Here is a 16603-nt window from a genome sequence, read left to right as displayed (position 1 = left end):
ATCGGCCAGCGCGCAGCCCATATGGTAGAGTGGAAAGTGGCAATTATCCGAAAGCGTTCTAATTCGATGCACGTAATCTGACAGGGAGACTTTGAAATGACCATGAAACTGACCCGCCGGGCCGCTTTGGGCACGGCCGCTGCGCTACCTTTTGCATCTATCGCGACACAGTCACTGGCTGCCGGGGCCGAAACCAAGGCTAACTCGACCGTCGCCCGCAGCTTTCAACTGGGCGATTTCACGGTCACGACCCTGTTGGATGGCAGCCTGCCGAGAGACGGCGCCCAAGAGATCTTCGGCGGTGGCGCGTCAGACGAGGAGTTTGCCAAGGTATCGGCCGACAATTTCATCTCGCCCGACATTGCCCAGTTCTTCTTCACGCCAACGCTCGTCAATACCGGATCCGAACTGATCCTGTTTGACACGGGATTGGGCCAAGGCGGTATCCAGAAGGCTCTGGCCGATGCGGGCGTTGGCCCCGAGGCGATCAACGTTGTCGTCCTGACCCACATGCACCCCGACCACATTGGCGGCATGACGACCAACGATGCCGCGACCTTTCCGAACGCACGCTATGTGACCGCCGCGGCCGAGTATGATTTCTGGTCAGCACAGGAGGCCGGCAACCGCGTCGGCGATCTTGTGGCAGCCAAGGTCACTCCGATGGCCGAAAAGATGTCGTTCATCGAAGACGGTGGCGAGGTCGCATCCGGCGTGACCGCCATGGCGGCCTTCGGGCATACGCCTGGCCATATGGTCTATCATCTCGAAAGCAACGGTCAGCGGCTGATCCTGACCGCCGATCTTGCCAATCACTATGTATGGTCCTTCGCGCATCCGGAATGGGAAGTCCGGTTTGACATGGACAAGGCAGCGGCCACCGCATCGCGTCGGAACGTGTTGGGTATGCTGGCCGCGGACAAGGTCCCGATGATCGGGTACCACATGCCTTTCCCGGCCGCCGGCTATGTCGAGCCGCGCGGCGGAGGCTTCCGATTTGTGCCTGTCAGCTATCAGATGATGGGCTGATCAATACCCCGGGTCCGGCCGTACTTTCGTACCGTCCGAAAACCGCGACAGTCGAAAGGAGGCCGGGTCCACACAAGGCGCTGTGTTCGTCACCAGATCGGCCACCAGGCGGCCGGCCCCGGGCCCTATGCCAAATCCATGTCCCGAAAATCCGGTTGCGATCACCAGTCCCGGGATTTCCTGCACGTTTGAGATGACCGGGATTGCATCCGGGGTCACATCGATCATCCCTGCCCAGCTCTGCACGATTTCGGCACCAACCAGTGCCGGAAGCGCCTGACGGGCCTTGGCCCATGACTTGCGGAGCGCCCTTTGCGACGGCTCGGGGTCCAGTATCCGACAGAGTTCGAACGGGGTTACGTCGGTGGGCGCCCATGACCGGCGCTGACGCGCCTCAATGGTCCAGCGGTGCGACAGGCGGAATCTGAGCGATTTCCATTCCTGCGCGAATGCCGGCAGGAATTTCGCGGCCAACCGAAAACTGTCAGGAACGATATCCACCGTGTTTTCATGGCCCGAGGCGATCGTGTACCCGCCGTCGGCGCGTTTGCGAATGGCAAAATCATCCGACCACAGAGCTGTTTCCGGACCCGGCTCCACAGGCGAGGTCCGCAGAACCGTGTTCAGCACCTTCAGCTGTGGCAGGGCAATTCCTTCGTTACCGGCAAACAACCGCGACCAAGCCCCCCCGGCCAGAACCACTTGATCGCAAGCGACCCGCCCCCGTTCCGTATAAACCCCGGCAACACGACCAGCTTGCAGGTCGAGGCAGCGTACCGCGCAATTCGTCATAATGACCGCGCCTTGGTCGCGCGCCGCCTCGGCCAACGCCGGAGCAACCCATTGCGGCTCGGCCCGTCCGTCCTGCGGCGTGAATAGCGCGGCCTTCAGCTTGGTCTTGAGGCCGGGCATGTGCTGTTCCAACTCGGATCCGGAAACCATGCGCGCTCCGGTCTGGTAGCCTTCGAGGTTTCGCAACCAGCGTTCCATATCAGCTGCGGACCGGTCGGTCCGCGCACCGAACAGAATGCCGGATTGCAAATAGCCGGTTTTGCGCCCGATCCGCTCATCAAGCGATTGCCAGATCCTGAGCGACTCGGTCATCAACGGTATTTCGCGCGGGTCGCGCAGCCCCAGGCGAACCCAGCCCCAGTTCCTTGAACTCTGTTCGGCGCCGATCTGGCCTTTTTCGCACAAGAGGACGGAATTGCCACGTTCCGCCAGTTCCAGCGCGGTTGAAACACCGATAATCCCTCCGCCGACGATCACAACGTCAACGGATTTGGGCAGACAAAGATCGGATTCAACAGGGTTGGGCTTGGGGCCGGGCATCAACGGAACTTGCTAGTCAGACACGAGCTTCATCGAGCCTTGGCAAATGTCATCCGGCAATCCTGAATAACGGAAAAAGCATCACTTTGTTCGGCTGTGTGGCGTCGATGCAAACGCCACAATGCAATTAGACCGGCACCCGGTTCAGGCCGCGCCCGAGAACTCGGCCCATTTCTGACGCAACAAAGCTGCGACACCCGAGTTTTGGGTCTCTGACTCGGTCTCTTCGGGTTGAAGCTCGGGCAATTCCGGGTGTTTGGCTGAGAACTCCTCGGACGGTTCCTCGCTGTCTGCGTCAGCCTCGGCCAACACACCGGCGATTGCCGCTTCCAGACGCGCCTCATCCAATTCGCGCGCCGGCGTCTCCATTGTCTTGTACCTCAACGGCGCATGCAGCGGTTTGTCATATCCATCAACCATCGGACCACCTAAACCTTATAACCGGCACCCCACCACGGATGCGTCACCAGAAAACTTGGTCTTCAACTGCGCTTCGGCCGACAGATCAATGCCCGGCCCCCGCGCGCCGATCTTTCAAAATATGTGGCAAGATCGGTCCTAAACTATGGCAAAAAAATGTCCAAAAAACAAGGATGCGGCCAAGCGCTGTCAGCAATTCCGCCCCACCTGCAGAACAGTTAGCATGAGACCCCCCTCATTGCCGCCCATTTGTAAACAAACACCCGGACCCGGGCACGGGGCGCTCAGCCGCAGTTTCCGTCAGCTCGGATCGCGCCAACGATTCACGATCGGATAGCGCCGGTCCAACCAGAAGGCCCGAGGTGTCAGGCGCGTGCCCGGCGCGGACTGAAAGCGTTTGTATTCGCTGATATAGATCAGGTGCTCGACCCGGCGGGCATCAGCCTCGTCGTACCCGGCTGCAACACAATCCGCGATCGAGCCATCCTGATCAACCAAGATGTCGAGAATGCCGTCCAGGACCGGGTAATCGGGAAGGCTGTCGCTGTCCTTCTGATCCTCGCGCAGCTCGGCACTGGGTGGTTTGTCGATGACCGAGGGGCGAATGACCTCGCCGGCCGGTCCTTTCATCCAGTCGCGGTGATTGGCATTGCGCCAGCGGCAGGTTTCGAACACCCGGGTCTTGTACAGATCCTTGATCGGGTTGTAGCCGCCATTCATGTCGCCATAGATCGTGGCATACCCGACCGCCACTTCGGATTTGTTGCCGGTGGTCAGCAGCATCTCGCCAAACTTGTTGGACATCGCCATCAACAGCAGACCGCGCAGACGGGACTGGATGTTCTCCTCGGTAATGTCGGCCTGAAGACCATCAAACAGCGGCGCCAGGGTCTCGGTGACGGCGGCGCGGGACTGGCTGATCGGAACATAGTCGTATCGCACACCCAGCGCCTTGGCGACGGCTTCGGCATCCTCCAGCGACTCGGCGCTGGTGTATTCCGACGGCAGCATCACGCAACGCACATTTTCGGCCCCGAGAGCGTCAACCGCGATGGCCGCAACAAGCGCGGAATCGACCCCTCCGGACAGTCCCAGCAGTGCTTTGGAAAACCCGGTCTTACCCATATAGTCGCGCAACGCTTGCACCATGGCGCGATAGTCCTGCTCCCACGCGTCCGGCTGTTCGGCGATTTCGGCGGGGACGATGGCCCATCCTTCATCACCGCGCCGCAGATCGATCTGCATCACCGCCTCGTCGAAGACCGGCATTCGAAAGGCCAGTTCGCCGCCGGGATTCAGGCCAAATGTCCCGCCATCGAAAACCTGATCATCCTGCCCGCCCACCATGTTGAGGTAGATCACCGGCAGCCCGGTTTCGACCACACGGGCCACCATCTGGTTCAGGCGCACATCGTGCTTGTCGCGGAAATAGGGTGATCCGTTGGGGATCAGAAGAAACTCGGCGCCCGTCTCCTGCAACGTCTCGGCAACATCCTCGTGCCAACCATCCTCGCAGATCGGACTGCCGATGCGTGTGTTGCCCACCGCATAGGGGCCACCCAACGGCCCGGCGTCGAACAACCGAACCTCGTCGAACACAGTTTCGTTGGGCAAATGGTGTTTCAACACCTTGCTGACGATCCGCCCCCGGCTGAGGATCAGATAGGCGTTGTAGAGGTTGCCACCCTCGACCCAAGGCCCACCGATGGCCATCGCCGGACCATCCGCGCAGGATTCCGCCAACTGCTGCACAGCCGCCATGGCAGCCATGTGAAACGACGGCTTCAGAACCAGGTCCTGAGTGTTGTAACCGGTGACGAACATCTCTGGCAGAGCCACCAGATCGGCCCCCGCAGCGCGGCCCTGCTCCCATGCGGAACGGGCTTTTGCGGCGTTGCCTGCAATGTCGCCCACCGTTGGGTTCAGCTGCGCCAGCGTGATGCGGAAATGGTCGGCCATCTTTGCCCTCTTGCCCTCGTCACCTGAAAAGGCATTTAGCAGATCAGGCCGCAAGTGAAAGGCCAATGCGGCAAAACCCGTTGCCCGACCTTCATCAGTGTCATAGTTTTGCACGAACCAATGCACCACGGGACAATCGGGCAGGCAGGGACTACCATGAACGCTTTTCGTACAACGATTGCCGTTGCCGCAATGGGCATCGCCGCACAGAGCGCGTCCGCGCAGCAGGGCCAGATCATCACCGCAGATGACGATGTGGGCGGGGTCTACGAAGGCACCTTTGAAAACGGACTGCGTCACGGAACCGGCACCTATCGCCTACCCGACGGCTTTGAATACACCGGTGAGTGGGTCGAAGGAGAAATTCAGGGCAAGGGCGTGGCACGTTACGCCAATGGATCGGTCTACGAGGGCGATTTCGTCAAAGGTCGCCCGCACGGCAAGGGCAAGATCACCTTTGCCGACGGCGGCACCTACGAGGGCGACTGGACCGACGGCGCCATAAACGGAACCGGCATCGCGCAATACGCGAACGGAATGCGTTACGAAGGTGGCTTCAAGAATGCCCAGCATGACGGCAAGGGCGTCATGACCGACCCCGGCGGCTATGTCTATGATGGCGACTGGGTGGACGGCGTTCGCCAGGGCAAAGCCAAGATCACCTATGCGGACGGCGCGGTATACGAAGGCGATATCGTTGCCGGCCAGCGTCAGGGCAACGGATCGCTGAACTTGCCCGACGGCATGATCTATTCCGGCGAATGGACCGAGGACCGGATCACCGGAACCGGCGTACTGAAACAGGCCAACGGTGATGTTTACGAAGGCGCCCTGGTGGACGGGCGCCGGCAGGGCAAGGGAAAGGCGACCTACGCGAACGGCGATACCTACGAAGGCGATTTCGTCGACGACCGCCGACACGGCAAGGGTACGTTCACTGGCACCGACGGCTATGTCTACACCGGAGATTGGAAAAACGGTCAGATCGAAGGGTTGGGCGAACTGACCTATCCCGACGGCTCAGTCTATGTCGGTGACTTCAAGGCGGACCTCGCCGATGGCAAAGGCCGGATCACCTATCCTGACGGCTCGTCCTATGACGGCGACTGGGTTGCCGGGGTGATCGAAGGTCAGGGCACCGCGACCTACACGAATGGCACGATCTACAAAGGACAGTTCAAGAATGCCCGAACGCATGGCACCGGCGTTCTGACCCGTGCCGACGGCTCTCGCTACGATGGCGAGTGGGTAGACGGCGTGCGTCAAGGCAAGGGCACAGCCACCTACGCGGATGGGACGGTCTATACCGGTGATTTCCAGAACGGTCAGCGCCATGGCCAGGGCGAGGTCGAGATGGCGAATGGCTTCAAGTATTCCGGCCAGTGGACCGAGGGCAAAATCACCGGCGCAGGTGTCGCGACATATGCAAATGGCGATGTCTATGAAGGCAACTTCGTGAACGGCAAACGCCAGGGCACTGGAACAATGCGCTATGCAAATGGCGAAGAGGAAAGCGGCACGTGGGAAAACGGCGCTCTGTCGGAAGCAGGCGCGGCGCAACCATCGGGCAACGAGCCGCAGGCACCGGAGGCCGAACAGGACCCGGAAGTCACCCCATCGGACGGATAGCCCGCTACCAGGGAACCGGTTGGCCGGCCCAGTCGAAAAACTGGCCGGTCTGATCAGCCGTCAGACCATCCACAACCCGCAGAAGGTTTTGGGCGGCGTCACTCGGCTCGACCGCGGGATGGCGGCCTAGGTATTTCTGCGTGAACGGGGTCTTGACCGTTCCGGGGTGCAGGACGACGCAGATCGCATCCTTGTGGGTTCGGGCCAGTTCGATAGCGGCCGTATGCACGATCTGGTTCACCGCCGCCTTGGCCGCGCGATAGCTGACCCAACCGCCCAGACGGTTGTCCCCGATCGAACCCACACGCGCAGACAGCACGGCGAAAACCGACCGCCCGTTGCGCGGCAACAGGCTATGCGCATGCTTCAGCACCAGCGCCGGCCCAACCGCGTTCAGGGCGAACTGGTCCATCATGGCCTTGGCCGAGACCGCCCGAATAGTCTTTTCCGGTTCCGCCCCGTCGATCTCGAGCGCGCCGGACGCGACCAGAACAAGGTCGAACGGCCCCTCGATCCGGCCCAGCATCTCATCGGCCAGTTCCGGCTGCATCAGATCCAGCCCATTTTCCGACCTCGACAGACCGACCACACGAACCGACCGCGACAGCAGTTCATTGCAGACGGCTCGGCCGATCCCGCCACTCGCACCTATAACCAAAGCATTTCTCATCGCCCTCCAGCTAGCGGAGTTGCCGACGCAATCAATCCCCGTTTCCGTTCCTTTCGCGAAATCGGACGGCCGCGCATTTTCCTTCTTTTCATTCCCGGTTCGGGGTGTATAACCTCGGACCCATGATCAACCGCGCAGATATCTCTTTTGCTTTCGCCGCTTTCGCCGGCGCTGCTCTGCGTGGCCTACTGATCCTAATCCGCCTCTGAGCGTGCCATCCGGCGCGCCCGCTCAGAGGAGGACGCCTGCGCGCCAATGGCTTTAGGACAGACAAGAAAGTGACTCCCATGACCAACGTGACCGACCAAGACCGCGTCTTGATCTTTGACACCACTTTGCGCGACGGCGAACAAAGCCCCGGCGCCACCATGACCCATGACGAAAAGCTGGAAATCGCCGAGCTTCTGGATGACATGGGCGTCGACATCATCGAGGCCGGCTTTCCGATCGCCTCCGAGGGTGATTTCAAGGCCGTTTCGGAAATCGCGCAGCGGTCCAAGAACGCCCGCATCTGCGGCCTGGCCCGTGCGAATTTCGCCGATATCGACCGCTGCTGGGAGGCGGTGAAACACGCCGAAAAGAACCGGATCCACACCTTCATCGGCACCTCGCCGCTGCACCGCGCCATTCCGAACCTGACCCAGGACGAGATGGCCGAAAAGATCCACGAGACCGTCAGCCACGCCCGCAATCTTTGCGAAGACGTGCAATGGTCGCCGATGGATGCGACCCGGACCGAATGGGATTACCTGTGCCGCGTGATCGAGATTGCGATCAAGGCCGGCGCGACCACGATCAACATTCCCGATACGGTAGGCTACACCGCGCCGATTGAAAGCGCGGACCTGATCAAACGTCTGATCGAAACCGTTCCGGGCGCGGACGAAGTGGTTTTCGCCACCCATTGCCACAACGACCTTGGAATGGCGACCGCCAACTCTCTGGCCGCCGTTGCAGGCGGGGCCCGGCAGATCGAATGCACGATCAACGGCCTGGGCGAACGCGCGGGCAATACCGCGCTGGAAGAGGTCGTGATGGCCCTGCGCACCCGCAACGACATCATGCCGTGGAAGACGGGCATCGACACCACCAAGATCATGCACATCTCGCGTCGGGTGGCGACGGTTTCGGGCTTTCCGGTGCAGTTCAACAAGGCTATCGTCGGCAAGAACGCCTTCGCACATGAAAGCGGCATCCATCAGGATGGCATGCTGAAGAACCGCGAGAATTTCGAGATCATGCGCCCCGAGGATATCGGCCTTTCGGGCACCTCGCTTCCGTTGGGCAAGCATTCCGGCCGGGCCGCGCTGCGCGACAAGCTGGAGACACTCGGCTATGAGATCGGGGACAACCAGCTCAAGGACATCTTCGTGCGGTTCAAGGATCTGGCCGACCGCAAGAAAGAGGTGTTCGACGACGACCTGATCGCGCTGATGAGTGCAGATGACGAGGCCAACGACCACCTGCAGCTGGTCTCGATGAAAGTCACCTGCGGCACCGGCGGTCAGGCCGAAGCGACGGTCGAACTGGAGGTCGACGGCAAGGATGTCATCGCCACCGAGCACGGCGACGGACCGGTCGACGCGACCTTCAAGGCGATCCGGACCATCTACCCGAACAAGGCGCATCTGCAGCTCTACCAGGTGCATGCCGTCACCGAGGGCACCGACGCACAGGCCACTGTTTCCGTCCGTTTGGAGGAAGACGGCATGATCGCCACGGGCCAATCCGCGAACACGGATACCGTGGTGGCGTCGGCCAAGGCCTATATCAGCGCGCTGAACCGTCTGATCATGCGCCGCGAAAAGGCCGGCCCGGGCGCGGATACGCGCGAGATCAGCTACAAGGATCTGACCTGATCAGACATGGCAGGCAGGGCTCCCGCGCCCGCGGCAGCCCGGCTTCGCCGCGCAGCCTGACGGACTTGGGCCCGGCACCGCGCCAAGGCGCGGTGCCGGGCCCAACACGTTTGGCGGCATCTTTGATGCTGTCAGACGGGGCGGGAGACCTTCGCCCCTGAAGCGCTGTCAGATCTTTGCGAACAGGTCGGAAAGACGCGCCGCCTCGTCTTCGATCCCGAAGGGTGCGTTGACCACGAACATACCCGAACCGATCATCCGGTGCCCCTTCCGCGCAGGCGGAAACCGAACTTCGTGCACGAACGTTTTGGGAAGATCCAGGCTCTTCAGTGCCGACACCATTGGCACGTGCCGATCATCGGTCAGGATCGGGTACCAAAGGGCAATGAGACCCACGTTCCACTTGCGGTGCAACTTGGCGATCAACCCCGGCAGGCGGCCATAGTCCGCCTTTACCTCGTAGCTGGGGTCAATCAGCATCACCCCGCGCCGAGGTGTCGGCGGCAGAACCGACTGAGCCAGCTCGAGCCCGTCCTGTCTGTAGGTCTTGGCACCGCGCCCAGACAGAGCCTTGTTCAGCGCCGCGTATTCCTGCGGATGAAGCTCGGCGAAATGCAGACTGTCCTGCGGTCGCAGCAGGCTTGCCGCAATCATCGGCGATCCGGGATAGGCCGTTTCGCCAAACTGCGCCTGGACCGCGTGCAACGCGCGTGCCAGCGGGTGATCGTCGGCAAACCACCCGTTGCTCAGCGCGCGCCCGATCCCTGCCGCCGCCTCTCCGGTCTGCACGGCCTCGGCCGCATCGAGGTGGTACAGACCACGCCCCGAATGGGTCTCTAGATAGCTGATCGGCTTGTCCTTGCGGGTCATGTAGTCCAGCATCCATGCCAACAAAGCGTGCTTTTGCACGTCCGCCAGATTTCCTGCGTGGTAAATGTGTTGATATGAGAGCATGTTGCCTTCTAAAGTCCCTGTCAAAGAGGCGGAAAGGTGCTGATTTACGCGGAATCAGGCCTTTAACCGGGCGTCATGGCACCCTATAAGTCATCCGTCCCGGAACCGTCGAGTCGCGGGCAGTAGAAAACATCTGACAGACAGGATCAGGGGAATATGGGGATCTTTGACAGTTTGGGCGGCCTGTTCACAGCGGATATGGCCATCGACCTCGGGACGGCCAACACGCTGGTCTACGTCAAGGGGCGTGGCGTGATCCTGTCGGAACCCTCGGTTGTTGCCTACCATGTCAAGGATGGGGTCAAGAAGGTTCTGGCCGTGGGCGAGGACGCCAAGCTGATGCTGGGCCGCACCCCCGGCTCGATCGAGGCCATCCGCCCCATGCGCGAAGGGGTGATCGCCGATTTCGACACCGCGGAGGAGATGATCAAGCACTTCATCCGCAAGGTGCACAAGCGTTCGACCTTCTCGAAGCCCAAGATCATCGTCTGCGTTCCCCATGGGGCAACGCCGGTTGAAAAGCGCGCAATCCGTCAATCGGTTCTGTCAGCAGGCGCGCGGCGCGCGGGTCTGATCGCCGAGCCGATTGCCGCCGCCATCGGAGCCGGGATGCCGATCACCGATCCCACCGGCAACATGGTCGTGGATATCGGCGGCGGAACCACCGAAGTGGCTGTCCTGTCGCTGGGAGACATCGTCTATGCTCGCTCGGTCCGCGTGGGGGGCGACCGCATGGACGAGGCGATCATCTCGTACCTGCGTCGTCAGCAGAACCTGCTGGTGGGCGAATCCACCGCCGAGCGGATCAAGACCACCATCGGCACCGCCCGGATGCCCGATGACGGGCGCGGGCAGTCGATGCACATCCGCGGGCGCGACCTTCTGAACGGTGTTCCCAAAGAAATCGAGATCAGCCAGGCCCAGGTGGCCGAGGCGCTGTCGGAACCCGTCCAGCAGATCTGCGAGGCGGTGATGACCGCGCTGGAAACCACCCCGCCGGATCTGGCCGCGGACATCGTGGACCGGGGCGTGATGCTGACCGGTGGCGGCGCGCTGCTGGGTGATCTGGACCTGGCCCTGCGCGAACAGACCGGATTGGCCGTGTCGATTGCCGACGAAAGCCTGAATTGTGTGGCTTTGGGCACCGGCAAGGCACTGGAATACGAAAAACAGCTGCGCCACGCGATTGACTACGAAAGCTAAGGCGCGCACCCTCTGATCTGAGGGTTCAAGATCGGGCACGAGCAGCACGGGAAGGAGTCCTGTGGCAAAAGACCGAGCACAGCGCGACGACTACACCACCCCCTTGCGCCGCTTGTTCATGGGGATCGTTGTTCTGTGCCTGCTGGGCATATTCCTGATTTGGCGCATCGACAGCCCGCGGGTCGAAAGGTTCCGGGCCCAAGTGGTGGATGCCGTTGTGCCCTCGATGGAATGGGCGATGGTTCCGGTCACGGCCGCGATTAACCTCGTACGGGATTTCCAAAGCTACCAAAGGCTGAGCGAGCAGAACCAGGAACTGCGCAGTGAACTGCGCCGCATGCGCGCCTGGAAAGAGGCGGCCCTGCAGCTGGAGCAGGAAAACGCGCGGCTTCTGGACCTGAACAACGTTCGACTGGATCCGCGTCTGACTTATATTACCGGGGTCGTCATGGCCGACAGCGGCTCGCCATTTCGGCAATCTGTCTTGCTGAACGTCGGCGAGCGTGACGGGATCGTCGACGGCTGGGCCGCAATGGACGGCATCGGGCTGGTGGGCCGGATTTCTGGCGTTGGCCCGGATACCGCGCGGGTCATCCTGTTGACCGACGCCTCGAGCGCGATTCCCGCCACGATCCAGCCCTCGGGCCAGACCGCGCTGATTACCGGTGACAATACCCCTGCCCCAGCCGTCGAGTTTCTTGAAAGCCGTGAACTGGTGCGACCCGGCGACCGTGTGGTGACCTCAGGCGACGGCGGCGTATTTCCTGCGGGCCTTCTGATCGGCCAGATCGCCGCAGATCCGGGGGGGCGTCTGCGCGTCCGACTGTCCGCGGATTTCGAGCGTTTGGAATTCCTGCGCGTCCTGCGCTACCACTCGGCCGCCCCGATCCGAGACCCGGGCGGCATCGTCGGACCTCCGCGCCCCGAGGCTCTTCTCCCGACCGAGGAGGCCGCCGATGGATAGCGCCGCGTCACGTCTATGGCTGATGCGGGGCCTGTACCTTTTCCTCGCTCTGACGGTGATGTTCTTTCACCTGTTGCCTCTGAACACGCAACCGGGTCGTCTGCCCTTTCCTGACTTCCTGATCTGCCTGACCTTTGCATGGGTCCTCAGGCGGCCGGAATATGTACCGACACTCAGCATAGCTGCGGTCATGCTGATGGCCGACCTGTTGCTGCAACGGCCGCCGGGACTGCTGGCGGCATCCGTCGTAATCGGTTCTGCCTATCTGCGATCGGCGAGCCCCGGAATGCGCGACGTCGGATTCGTGGGCGAGTGGACGACGGTGGGCGTCGTCATCGCGGCAATCTTTGCCTTCAACCGGACAGTTCTGGCGCTGCTGTCCGTCAGTCAGGCCAGCATTGGCCCGGTATTTGTCCAAGTGGTCTTCACGGTCCTCGCCTACCCGCTTGTCGTTGCATTCAGCCAAACCATATTTGGCGTCCGCAGGCCATCTGCGGTAGATGTTGCCACTGTGGGAACACGCTCATGAAACGCACACCCAAAACACAAGGTGCCGCATACAAAAGGCTGACCCGGCGCGCGCTGGTGCTGGGTGGCATGCAATTCGCATTCGTCGGCGGCCTGGCGGCCCGCATGCGTTACATGCAGGTCGATCAGGCCGACCAATATCGCCTGTTGGCCGAAGAAAACCGCATCAACATCCGGCTCATTCCGCCAACCCGAGGGCGCATTTATGACCGCAATGGTCAGATCATCGGGCAGAATGCGCCGTCCTACCGCATCGTGATCGTGCGCGAGGATGCGGGCGACGTCGACAAGGTCATTGCCAAACTGTCACAACTGATTCCGCTGAACGAAGACGAGATCGAGCGGGCCAAAGCCGAGATGAAACGTACAGCGCCGTTTCTGCCGGTTACGCTGGCCGACCAGGTCACCTGGGAAGATATCTCGAAGGTGGCGATCAATGCCCCCGCCCTTCCCGGCGTCACGCCCGAAGTCGGACTGACCCGCCAATATCCCCGCTACGAGGATTTCGCCCATGTGGTCGGGTATGTCGGACCTGTCAGCGACTATGACCTGAGCAAGATGGAAGACCCCGAGCCGGTTCTGATGATCCCGCGCTTTCAGATCGGCAAGGTCGGGCTTGAGGCCAAGAAGGAAGACCTGCTGCGCGGCAAGGCGGGCGCCAAGCGCGTCGAGGTCAACGCGACCGGCCGGGTTATGCGGGAACTTGACCGCCGCGAGGGCCAGCCCGGCGCCGACCTGCAATTGACCATCGACGCCGACCTGCAGGAATACGCACAGGCCCGGCTGGCCGGAGAAAGCGCCGCCGTGGTCGTGATCGACTGTGAGACGGGCGATCTGCGGGCCATCAGCTCGACCCCCAGCTTCGACCCCAATCTGTTCGTGCGAGGGATATCGGTCGCGGATTACCAGGCTCTGACCCAGGACAACCACCGCCCGCTGGCCAACAAGACGGTTCAGGGCACCTACCCGCCCGGTTCGACCTTCAAGATGATCACCGCGCTGGCCGCGCTCGAGGCCGGCGTCGTCGGTCCGGGCAACACCGTCTATTGTCCCGGCTACCTGAAGGTGGGCAGCCGTCGATTCCACTGCTGGAAGCGCGGCGGACACGGGATGGTCGATCTGGAGACCTCGTTGAAGCGCAGTTGCGACGTCTACTATTACGACGTCGCCCTGCGGGTCGGGATCGACAAGATTTCGGACATGGCGCGCAAATTCGGCCTCGGCATCAAACACGACCTGCCGATGTCCGCCGTGGCGGCTGGCCTTGCGCCGAACCAGGAATGGAAACAGACCACCCACGGACAGGACTGGCTGGTCGGCGACACGGCAAATGCCTCGATTGGGCAGGGCTTCATGTTGGCCTCGCCGATGCAGCTGGCCGTCATGACTGCACGCATCGCGACCGGCCGATCGGTGACACCGCGTCTGATCCGCAGTGTCGACGGGGTCGAACAGCCTACGGGCGCGGGCGAGCCGCTGGACGTCAATCCGGCCAACTTGGAACAGGTGCGCAACGCGATGTACAAGGTCTCGAACGACCGTCGCGGCACCGCTTATCGCAGCCGGATCATCGCAGACGAATTCCGCATGGCCGGCAAGACCGGCACCAGCCAGGTGCGCAACATCACCAAGGCCGAACGGGCCGCCGGGGTCATCCGCAACGAAGACCTGCCCTGGGAACGGCGGGACCACGCGCTGTATGTCAGCTTTGCCCCTTACGACAATCCGAAATATGCGGTGGCCGTCGTTGTCGAACATGGCGGCGGCGGTTCGAAGGCTGCAGCCCCCGTGGCCCGGGACGTGATGCTGCAGGCTCTGTACAACGGCACCCCGCCGCTGGAAGCATATCCCGTGGCCGACCGCGACCGCATCAAGGAACAGCAGAAACGTCTGGAAGGTGATCGCCGCCCGAAAGCGCGCCCTGACGAAAAGGACCGCGCATGAGCTATCTTGAATATGCGGTCAAGACCACGCCGACGGGGATCCGCAAGGTTCTGTACATGAACTGGCCGCTGACGCTTTTGCTGATCAGCGTCGCAAGTGCCGGTTTTCTGATGCTGTATTCGGTGGCCGGCGGCTCGTGGTCGCCGTGGGCGGAACCACAGATGGAACGGTTTGGCCTGGGCCTGACAGTCATGTTCATCGTCGCATTGGTTCCGATCTGGTTCTGGCGCAACATGTCCGTCGTCGCCTATCTTGTATCTTTGGGGCTTCTGCTGTTCGTCGAACTGTTCGGCACCATCGGCATGGGTGCGCAACGCTGGATCGACCTGGGGTTCATGCGCCTGCAGCCCTCCGAACTGGCAAAGGTGACTTTGGTCATGTTGCTGGCGGCCTACTACGATTGGCTTCCCTCCTACAAAACCTCGCGCCCGGTTTGGGTCTTGATCCCGGTTGTCCTGATCCTGATCCCGACCTTCATGGTGCTGCGTCAGCCTGACCTGGGAACTGCAATCCTGCTGTTGGCGGCCGGAGGAGGCCTGATGTTTCTGGCGGGCGTGCATTGGGCCTATTTCGCAGCGGTCATCGCGGCGGGTGTCGGCTTGGTTTCAACGGTGTTCAAAAGCCGTGGCACCGATTGGCAGTTGCTCAAGGATTATCAATTCCGGCGCATCGACACATTCCTTGACCCCTCGACCGATCCGTTGGGCGCGGGGTATCACATCACCCAGTCCAAGATTGCCCTGGGCTCCGGCGGCTGGAACGGTCGAGGCTTCATGCAAGGCACCCAGTCACGCCTGAACTTCCTGCCCGAAAAGCATACCGACTTCATCTTCACGACACTGGCCGAAGAGTTCGGCTTTGTCGGGGGTACAACCTTATTGCTGCTTTACGGACTGATCCTGATCTTCTGCCTCGTCACCGCGCTGTCGACCAAGGACAGGTACTCATCGTTGGTGACACTGGGCATTTCGCTGAACTTCTTTCTGTTCTTCGCCGTCAACATGTCGATGGTCATGGGGCTGGCGCCGGTGGTCGGTGTCCCGTTGCCGATGGTCAGCTATGGGGGCTCGGCCATGTTGGTTCTGATGGCCGCCTTCGGCATCGTGCAGAGCGCGCATATTCACCGTCCTCGTTGATCCGAAAGGCCGACCATGTCCGTGAACGTCCTGTTTTCCGCCCGCCCGGCACTTTGGCCGGTTTACGAGCCCTTGCTGAGAACCGGGCTGGCCGATGCCGGGATCAAAGCCACTATCGCCACCGACCTGCCGCCCGATCAGGTGGATTACATTGTCTATGCACCCAATGGAGGGCTACTTGATTTCACGCCCTACACGCGCGCGAAGGCCGTGCTCAGCCTATGGGCCGGTGTCGAGAAGATAGCCTCGAACGACACGCTGACCGTGCCGCTGGCCCGGATGGTCGATCACGGTCTCACCCAGGGCATGACCGAATGGGTCGTTGGACACGTTCTGCGCTACCATCTGGGCATGGATCGACACATCACGGTCCAGGATGGGGTTTGGGCCCCGGATCCGCCTCCGCTTGCCACACAGCGATCGGTCTGCGTTCTGGGACTTGGCGCCCTGGGGCAGGCTGCGGCACAGGCGCTGGCGGCGTTGAACTTCAACGTGACAGGGTGGAGCCGATCGGCCAAGGACGTATCTGGTGTCACGTGCCTGCACGGACCGGACGGGCTGCGCGTCGCCCTGAGCCGGGCTGAGATACTCGTCCTTCTGCTGCCTGAAACCGCAGCCACGGAAAACACTCTGAACGCGGACACTCTGGCACTTCTGCCAAAAGGTGCGCGCATTCTGAACCCCGGCCGAGGCCCGCTGATTGACGACGAAGCGCTGCTGCTGGCGCTGAACACCGGCCAAGTGGGGCATGCCACGCTGGATGTGTTCCGCACCGAGCCGCTGCCCCCCGATCATCCGTACTGGGCGCATCCATATGTGACCGTCACGCCGCATATCGCGTCGGAAACCCGGCCCGAAACGGCTGCGCAGGTGATTAGCGAAAACATACAACGCAGCGAATCCGGACGACCGCTGCTGCATCTCGTCGACCGCGCACTCGGGTACTAAGGCCATCGGGGGCTGCCGCCCCCGTCTT

Annotated in this window: 14 protein-coding genes; 9 read left to right on the top strand and 5 right to left on the bottom strand. The window is 61.8% G+C overall.

Annotated features, from left to right (window positions below):
- Window positions 1-96: 96 nt before the first annotated feature.
- Complete coding sequence (locus ACR3EK_RS00750) at window positions 97-1029, top strand: MBL fold metallo-hydrolase (protein WP_170448410.1); 933 nt, start codon at window positions 97-99, stop codon at window positions 1027-1029.
- On the opposite strand, the gene ACR3EK_RS00745 is transcribed toward ACR3EK_RS00750, so the two are convergent.
- From ACR3EK_RS00745 to ACR3EK_RS00735, 3 genes are all read right to left on the bottom strand, one after another.
- The gene (locus tag ACR3EK_RS00745) at window positions 1030-2361 is read right to left on the bottom strand and encodes an NAD(P)/FAD-dependent oxidoreductase (RefSeq protein ID WP_480632436.1); all 1332 of its coding nucleotides are present in this window, start codon (window positions 2359-2361) and stop codon (window positions 1030-1032) included.
- A gap of 144 nt (window positions 2362-2505) precedes the next feature.
- Complete coding sequence (locus ACR3EK_RS00740; RefSeq protein WP_480632435.1) at window positions 2506-2781, bottom strand: hypothetical protein; 276 nt, start codon at window positions 2779-2781, stop codon at window positions 2506-2508.
- A gap of 300 nt (window positions 2782-3081) precedes the next feature.
- Window positions 3082-4740, bottom strand: a complete 1659-nt coding sequence (locus tag ACR3EK_RS00735; protein ID WP_170438447.1) for an NAD+ synthase — start codon at window positions 4738-4740, stop codon at window positions 3082-3084.
- Window positions 4741-4896: 156 nt separating this feature from the next.
- Here ACR3EK_RS00735 and ACR3EK_RS00730 point away from each other — a divergent pair, with 156 nt between their 5' ends.
- Window positions 4897-6369 carry an MORN repeat-containing protein gene (locus ACR3EK_RS00730; RefSeq protein WP_480632434.1) on the top strand — a complete coding sequence of 491 codons (1473 nt, stop codon included), beginning with the start codon at window positions 4897-4899 and terminating at the stop codon, window positions 6367-6369.
- Between the two features lie 4 nt (window positions 6370-6373).
- Here the strand turns inward: ACR3EK_RS00730 and ACR3EK_RS00725 are convergent, their stop codons facing one another.
- Entirely contained in the window at window positions 6374-7039 is a 666-nt protein-coding gene (locus tag ACR3EK_RS00725) for an SDR family NAD(P)-dependent oxidoreductase (protein ID WP_480632433.1), read from the bottom strand.
- 287 nt (window positions 7040-7326) lie between these two features.
- Between ACR3EK_RS00725 and ACR3EK_RS00720 the strand changes: the two genes are divergently transcribed.
- Window positions 7327-8898 (top strand): 2-isopropylmalate synthase, encoded by a 1572-nt coding sequence (locus ACR3EK_RS00720; protein ID WP_480632432.1) that lies wholly within the window; start codon window positions 7327-7329, stop codon window positions 8896-8898.
- A 168-nt stretch (window positions 8899-9066) separates the two neighbouring features.
- Here ACR3EK_RS00720 and ACR3EK_RS00715 read toward each other — a convergent pair whose 3' ends face one another.
- Window positions 9067-9852, bottom strand: coding sequence for a 23S rRNA (adenine(2030)-N(6))-methyltransferase RlmJ (locus ACR3EK_RS00715; RefSeq protein ID WP_480632431.1), 786 nt, complete (start codon window positions 9850-9852; stop codon window positions 9067-9069).
- Between the two features lie 156 nt (window positions 9853-10008).
- Between ACR3EK_RS00715 and ACR3EK_RS00710 the strand changes: the two genes are divergently transcribed.
- From ACR3EK_RS00710 to ACR3EK_RS00685, 6 genes are all read left to right on the top strand, one after another.
- Window positions 10009-11055, top strand: coding sequence for a rod shape-determining protein (locus ACR3EK_RS00710; RefSeq protein WP_093963423.1), 1047 nt, complete (start codon window positions 10009-10011; stop codon window positions 11053-11055).
- Window positions 11056-11116: 61 nt separating this feature from the next.
- Window positions 11117-12019, top strand: a complete 903-nt coding sequence (gene mreC, locus ACR3EK_RS00705; RefSeq protein ID WP_093963424.1) for a rod shape-determining protein MreC — start codon at window positions 11117-11119, stop codon at window positions 12017-12019.
- A complete protein-coding gene (locus ACR3EK_RS00700; RefSeq protein ID WP_480632430.1) occupies window positions 12012-12548 on the top strand; it encodes a rod shape-determining protein MreD in 537 nt (178 codons plus the stop codon). Before mreC ends, ACR3EK_RS00700 begins: the two co-directional genes overlap by 8 nt.
- Complete coding sequence (mrdA, locus tag ACR3EK_RS00695; protein WP_170360207.1) at window positions 12545-14491, top strand: penicillin-binding protein 2; 1947 nt, start codon at window positions 12545-12547, stop codon at window positions 14489-14491. Before ACR3EK_RS00700 ends, mrdA begins: the two co-directional genes overlap by 4 nt.
- Window positions 14488-15627, top strand: a complete 1140-nt coding sequence (rodA, locus tag ACR3EK_RS00690) for a rod shape-determining protein RodA (RefSeq protein WP_170372184.1) — start codon at window positions 14488-14490, stop codon at window positions 15625-15627. Before mrdA ends, rodA begins: the two co-directional genes overlap by 4 nt.
- Before the next feature lie 15 nt (window positions 15628-15642).
- Window positions 15643-16575, top strand: a complete 933-nt coding sequence (locus ACR3EK_RS00685) for a 2-hydroxyacid dehydrogenase (protein ID WP_480632429.1) — start codon at window positions 15643-15645, stop codon at window positions 16573-16575.
- Window positions 16576-16603 lie beyond the last annotated feature (28 nt).

This window comes from Ruegeria sp. BC8, assembly GCF_056535705.1.
This window is presented reverse-complemented; position numbering and strand designations above follow the sequence as displayed.